Origin of the sequence: Pseudomonas sp. NBRC 111140, assembly GCF_001320885.1 — a bacterium.
Taxonomy (GTDB): domain Bacteria; phylum Pseudomonadota; class Gammaproteobacteria; order Pseudomonadales; family Pseudomonadaceae; genus Aquipseudomonas; species Aquipseudomonas putida_P.
The window spans coordinates 1-5,174 of the sequence record NZ_BCBQ01000165.1 but is presented as its reverse complement, the minus strand read 5'-3'; the positions used below and the strand labels follow the sequence as shown (position 1 = coordinate 5,174).

At 60.2% G+C, this 5,174-nt stretch carries 5 protein-coding genes; 3 read left to right on the top strand and 2 right to left on the bottom strand.

Annotated elements, in window-relative coordinates:
* Window positions 1-22 precede the first annotated feature (22 nt).
* Entirely contained in the window at window positions 23-1,144 is a 1,122-nt protein-coding gene (locus APH42_RS28400; RefSeq protein ID WP_012269960.1) for a Re/Si-specific NAD(P)(+) transhydrogenase subunit alpha, read from the bottom strand.
* Here APH42_RS28400 and APH42_RS30025 point away from each other — a divergent pair.
* Window positions 1,137-1,550 (top strand): hypothetical protein, encoded by a 414-nt coding sequence (locus APH42_RS30025; protein WP_141729060.1) that lies wholly within the window; start codon window positions 1,137-1,139, stop codon window positions 1,548-1,550. The genes APH42_RS28400 and APH42_RS30025 overlap by 8 nt on opposite strands.
* 12 nt (window positions 1,551-1,562) lie before the next feature.
* Here the strand turns inward: APH42_RS30025 and APH42_RS28395 are convergent, their stop codons facing one another.
* The gene (locus tag APH42_RS28395; RefSeq protein ID WP_012269961.1) at window positions 1,563-2,480 is read right to left on the bottom strand and encodes a LysR family transcriptional regulator; all 918 of its coding nucleotides are present in this window, start codon (window positions 2,478-2,480) and stop codon (window positions 1,563-1,565) included.
* 161 nt (window positions 2,481-2,641) lie between these two features.
* Here APH42_RS28395 and APH42_RS28390 point away from each other — a divergent pair, with 161 nt between their 5' ends.
* The gene (locus tag APH42_RS28390) at window positions 2,642-3,823 is read left to right on the top strand and encodes an acyl-CoA dehydrogenase (protein WP_012269962.1); all 1,182 of its coding nucleotides are present in this window, start codon (window positions 2,642-2,644) and stop codon (window positions 3,821-3,823) included.
* Window positions 3,824-3,836: 13 nt separating this feature from the next.
* Window positions 3,837-5,057: a CaiB/BaiF CoA-transferase family protein gene (locus APH42_RS28385; protein WP_012269963.1), complete on the top strand. Its 1,221-nt coding sequence runs from the start codon at window positions 3,837-3,839 to the stop codon at window positions 5,055-5,057.
* The last annotated feature ends 117 nt before the right edge of the window (window positions 5,058-5,174 follow it).

The following is a 5,174-nucleotide window of genomic DNA, read 5'->3' as shown; positions in this document are numbered from 1 at the left end:
ATGTCTTCCATTGTCGTGCTCCTTAGCCGTTCTTGCGGACGACCTGACCATCACGGCACATCAGGCAGGCCGCGACGATGTCGTCTTCGAGGTTGATGACCAGCGCGCCGTCCTTGTCGAACAGCAGCTTCATGAAGTCCAGCAGGTTGCGCGCGTACAGCGCCGAAGCATCGGCACCCACCTGCGCCGGCAGGTTGGTCGGGCCGACGATGGTCACGCCGTTTTCCTGCACCACCTGGTCGGCAACGGTCAGTGGGCAGTTGCCGCCCTGGGCCGCAGCCAGGTCGATGACCACCGAGCCGGGCTTCATCTGCGCCACGGTTTCGGCACTGAGCAAGGTCGGTGCCTTGCGCCCGGGGATCAGCGCGGTGGTAATGACGATATCGGCCTGCTTGGCGCGTTCGTGCACGGCCTGGGCCTGGCGTTGCATCCAGCTGGCCGGCATGGGTCGGGCGTAGCCGCCGACGCCTTCGGCGCACTCGCGCTCTTCGTCGGTCTCATAGGGCACGTCGATGAATTTGGCGCCCAGCGACTCGATCTGCTCCTTCACGGCTGGGCGTACATCGGATGCTTCGATCACCGCACCCAGGCGCTTGGCCGTGGCAATGGCCTGCAGGCCGGCAACGCCCGCGCCGAGGATCAGCACGCGTGCGGCCTTAACGGTACCGGCAGCGGTCATCAGCATGGGCATGAAGCGTGGGTAGTGATGGGCTGCCAGCAACACGGCCTTGTAACCGGCGATGTTGGCTTGCGACGACAGCACATCCAGGCTTTGCGCCCGAGAGGTACGCGGCGCGGCCTCCAGGGCGAAAGCGGTGATGCCGCGTTCGGCCATCTTGCCGATCAGTTCGCTGTTGAACGGGTTGAGCATGCCCACCAGCAGGCTGCCACTGTTGATCAGGGCCAATTCCTGGTCGTTGGGGGCGACCACTTTGAGTACCAATTGGGCGCCGTAGGCGTCGGCTGCGCTCCCCAGGGAAGCACCCACGGCCTCATAGGCACTGTCCGGAATGGCGGCGTTGAGCCCTGCACCCCGTTGGACGGTGACCTGATGGCCCTGGCCAATCAGTTTCTTGATGGTTTCGGGGGTCGCAGCGACCCTTGTCTCACCGGTCTGCGTCTCGAGAGGAACACCAATGTGCACGACTATTTCTCCTGCGGTGACCTTTTGTCTTTGTAAAAGCCAGCACACTTCGGATGGTGAGCTGGGGCGGCTGTGGAGCGCCGGCCCGCCGGATACCGGGCGGGCGAAGCATTTTGCAGACGAACCCAGAGGCCTTCAACCGGTTCTGGAGCGAAACGAAGTTAAAACTACAAGTCACCCTGTGACCGCTTGTCGCAGCGATAAGGCTGCAGCCCGTCAAGCATGGGCTATTGGCAGATTAGGAGAAAAAAACAAAAAAAATGCGAAGAATTCGCTTACGGATTGGTGGATGTCGCAAAATAACCCGCAAAGCCGCGTGTTAAGCAGGGTTAAAGGGTATTTTTATGCCTGCATTACAGTTTTCGAAAAAGCGACAAATACATATATCTGTAGGTGTTTAAAATAATTGACTACAGAGTCAATTTGTCGCACTTGTTCTTGTTTTGCCTGTGTATGCCTGGGCCTGGCTCACCAGCCAGTCGCGAAACGCACGTAGCGATGCTGACTCTACCTTGCGTTCGGGAATCATCAGATAGTAAGCCTTGTCGCTACTCAGGGCATGCCTGTTAGCGACCACCAGCCTACCCTCCTCCAGCTCTCGCTGGATCAGGAACGGCGGTATCAGGGCAATGCCCATTTCGTGCATGGCCGCCTGGGCGAGCATCGAGAATAGTTCATAGCGCGGGCCTGTCATGTCGCGTTCAACATTCATACCTACGCTGCCGAACCATTGCCGCCAGGCATAGGGGCGCGTGCTTTGCTGCAGCAGGGGAAGCTGCGCGATGTGGCGTGCCTCGAGCTTGCCCTGCCCATCCAGCAGTACCGGGCTGCACACCGGTACTGGGTTTTCCCCCATCAGCCTGTGCGACTGGGTGCCAGACCAATCGGCATCACCAAAATAGATGGCGGCATCGAAGGTTGTGTCCGCAAACAGGAATGGCCGGGTGCGGTTGGTGAGATTGACCGTGACCTCTGGGTGGCGCTGCTGGAAGTCCTTGAGCCGTGGTAGCAGCCATTGAGTGCCAAACGTCGGCACCACCGCCAGCTCGATCACATTGGCGCCCTGCAGGCGCATCACCGACAAGGTATCGCGTTCCACGGCGTCCAGCTGGGTGGCCACCTGGCGACTGTAGGACAGGCCGGCTTCGGTAAGCTTCACGCCCCTGCGCGAGCGGCGGAACAGTTCCACATTAAGGAAGGCTTCTAGCCCACCGATCTGCCGACAGACGGCGCTTTGGGTCAGGGCGAGTTCCTGGGCAGCCTTGGTAAAGCTTTCGTTACGTGCCGCCGCTTCGAAGCAAACCAGAGCGGCGGTACTGGGGATCTTGCGGCGCATGTACGTCAACCTCACTTGTAAGGCTGTCAATATGGCGTTTTGCCGATTTACGAAGTGACAAATTATCACTAATTGGTGCGCAATCCTCGTTTGTCCCGGCGGCTGATCAAGCCTAGGCTCAAAGGCACAAGAAACTGCCCCCTATTACGAGGATTTCGCTCATGGCCGGTAAAGCAAGCTTCAACTGGATCGACCCGCTGCTGCTGGATCAGCAGCTCACTGAAGAAGAGCGCATGGTGCGTGACAGCGCTTATCAGTTCGCCCAGGACAAGCTGGCCCCACGTGTGCTCGAGGCTTTCCGTCATGAGCAGACCGACCCGGCGATCTTCCGCGAGATGGGTGAAATCGGCCTGCTGGGTGCAACCATTCCCGAGCAGTACGGTGGCAGCGGTTTGAATTACGTGTGCTATGGCCTGATTGCCCGCGAAGTGGAACGCATCGACTCAGGTTACCGCTCGATGATGAGTGTGCAGTCGTCGCTGGTGATGGTGCCGATCAACGAATTTGGCACCGAGGCACAAAAACAGAAGTACCTGCCCAAGTTGGCGAGTGGCGAGTGGATCGGTTGCTTCGGCCTGACCGAACCTAACCATGGCTCCGACCCGGGCTCGATGATTACCCGGGCCAGGAAGGTGGACGGTGGCTACCGTCTTACCGGCAGCAAGATGTGGATCACCAACAGCCCCATCGCCGACGTGTTCGTGGTCTGGGCCAAGGACGATGAGGGCGATATCCGTGGCTTCGTGCTGGAGAAAGGCTGGCAGGGCCTCAGTGCTCCGGCGATCCATGGCAAGGTCGGCCTGCGCGCCTCGATCACTGGCGAAATCGTCATGGACAATGTGTTCGTGCCGGACGAGAACATTTTCCCGGATGTACGTGGCCTCAAAGGCCCGTTCACCTGCCTGAACTCGGCTCGCTACGGTATTTCCTGGGGGGCGCTGGGTGCCGCTGAAGCTTGCTGGCACACCGCCCGCCAATACACCCTGGACCGCCAGCAGTTCGGACGCCCGTTGGCCGCCAACCAATTGATCCAGAAAAAGCTGGCCGACATGCAGACGGAAATCACGCTGGCGCTGCAAGGCTGCCTGCGCCTGGGGCGCATGAAGGACGAAGGAACGGCTGCAGTGGAGATTACCTCGATCATGAAGCGCAACTCCTGCGGCAAGGCGCTGGATATCGCCCGTATGGCGCGCGACATGCTCGGTGGCAACGGCATCTCCGACGAGTTTGGTGTGGCCCGCCACCTGGTCAACCTGGAGGTGGTCAACACCTACGAAGGTACTCATGACGTGCATGCGCTGATTCTGGGGCGTGCGCAAACCGGTATCCAGGCCTTCTATTAATAAGGAGCAGTCCATGGGCGCGCTATCACATCTGCGGGTGCTGGACCTTTCGCGCGTGTTGGCCGGCCCGTGGTCTGGCCAGATTCTCGCTGACCTTGGCGCTGACGTGATCAAGGTCGAGCGCCCTGGCAGTGGCGACGATACCCGCTCATGGGGGCCACCCTTCCTCAAGGATGTCGAGGGTGAGAACACCGGCGAGGCGGCCTACTACCTGTCGGCCAATCGCAACAAGCGTTCGGTGACCATCGACTTTACCCAGCCCGAGGGGCAGCGCCTGGTGCGTGAGTTGGCGGCTAAGTGCGATATCGTCATCGAGAACTTCAAGGTGGGTGGGCTGGCTGCCTATGGCCTGGACTACCAGAGCCTGAAGGCAGTCAACCCACAGCTTATCTATTGCTCCATTACGGGCTTCGGCCAGACCGGCCCATATGCCAAGCGCGCTGGCTATGACTTCATGATCCAGGGGCTGGGTGGGCTGATGAGCCTGACCGGTCGCCCAGAAGGTGAGGCAGGTGCAGGGCCGGTGAAGGTGGGTGTAGCGCTTACCGACATTCTGACCGGACTGTATTCCACGGTTGCCATGCTTGCTGCCCTCGCCCACCGGGATCAGACCGGGGTCGGCCAGCATGTCGATATGGCATTGCTCGATGTGCAGGTGGCCTGCCTGGCGAATCAGGCAATGAACTATCTGACCACAGGCACCTCGCCTCGCCGGCTGGGTAATGCGCATCCCAACATAGTGCCTTATCAGGATTTCCCGACGGCGGATGGAGACTTCATTCTTACCGTGGGTAATGACAGCCAGTTCCGCAAGTTCGCCGAAGTGGCCGGGCAGCCGCAATGGGCGGATGACCCGCGCTTTGTGACCAATAAACTGCGGGTGGCGAACAGGGCCGAGCTGATTCCACTGATACGCCAAGCCACGGTGTTCAAGACCACGGCTGAATGGGTGCGCCAGCTGGAAGCTGCAGGGGTGCCGTGTGGGCCAATCAATGACCTGGCGCAGATGTTCCAGGACCCCCAGGTGCTGGCGCGAGGGCTGGCGGTAAGTATGGCGCATCCGTTGGCGGGTAGCGTACCGCAGGTCGCGAGCCCGATACGCTTGTCGGAGACGCCGGTGGAGTATCGCCGGGCGCCGCCACTGTTGGGCGAGCATACCGACGTGGTGCTGGGGGAAGTGTTGGGGTTGGGTGCCGGCGAGCTGCAGCGACTACGCGGCGCTGGTGTACTTTAGAAGCCGCGGGTTGCACTGAAAAGCGGGGAGGCCGTCAGGCCTCCCCGCTTTGCTTTTCAGCGATATGAAGGTTTCTTGAAATTAAAGGTTGACGGGGTTTCGAATCCCCTTATAATA

What these genes read in the sequence shown, in the direction of transcription:
- APH42_RS30025 (WP_141729060.1), top strand. Translation starts at nt 1,137, where the DNA reads ATGTGCACGACTATTTCTCCTGCGGTGACCTTTTGTCTTTGTAAAAGC.
- APH42_RS28395 (WP_012269961.1), bottom strand. Translation starts at nt 2,480, where the DNA reads ATGCGCCGCAAGATCCCCAGTACCGCCGCTCTGGTTTGCTTCGAAGCG.
- APH42_RS28390 (WP_012269962.1), top strand. Translation starts at nt 2,642, where the DNA reads ATGGCCGGTAAAGCAAGCTTCAACTGGATCGACCCGCTGCTGCTGGAT.
- APH42_RS28385 (WP_012269963.1), top strand. Translation starts at nt 3,837, where the DNA reads ATGGGCGCGCTATCACATCTGCGGGTGCTGGACCTTTCGCGCGTGTTG.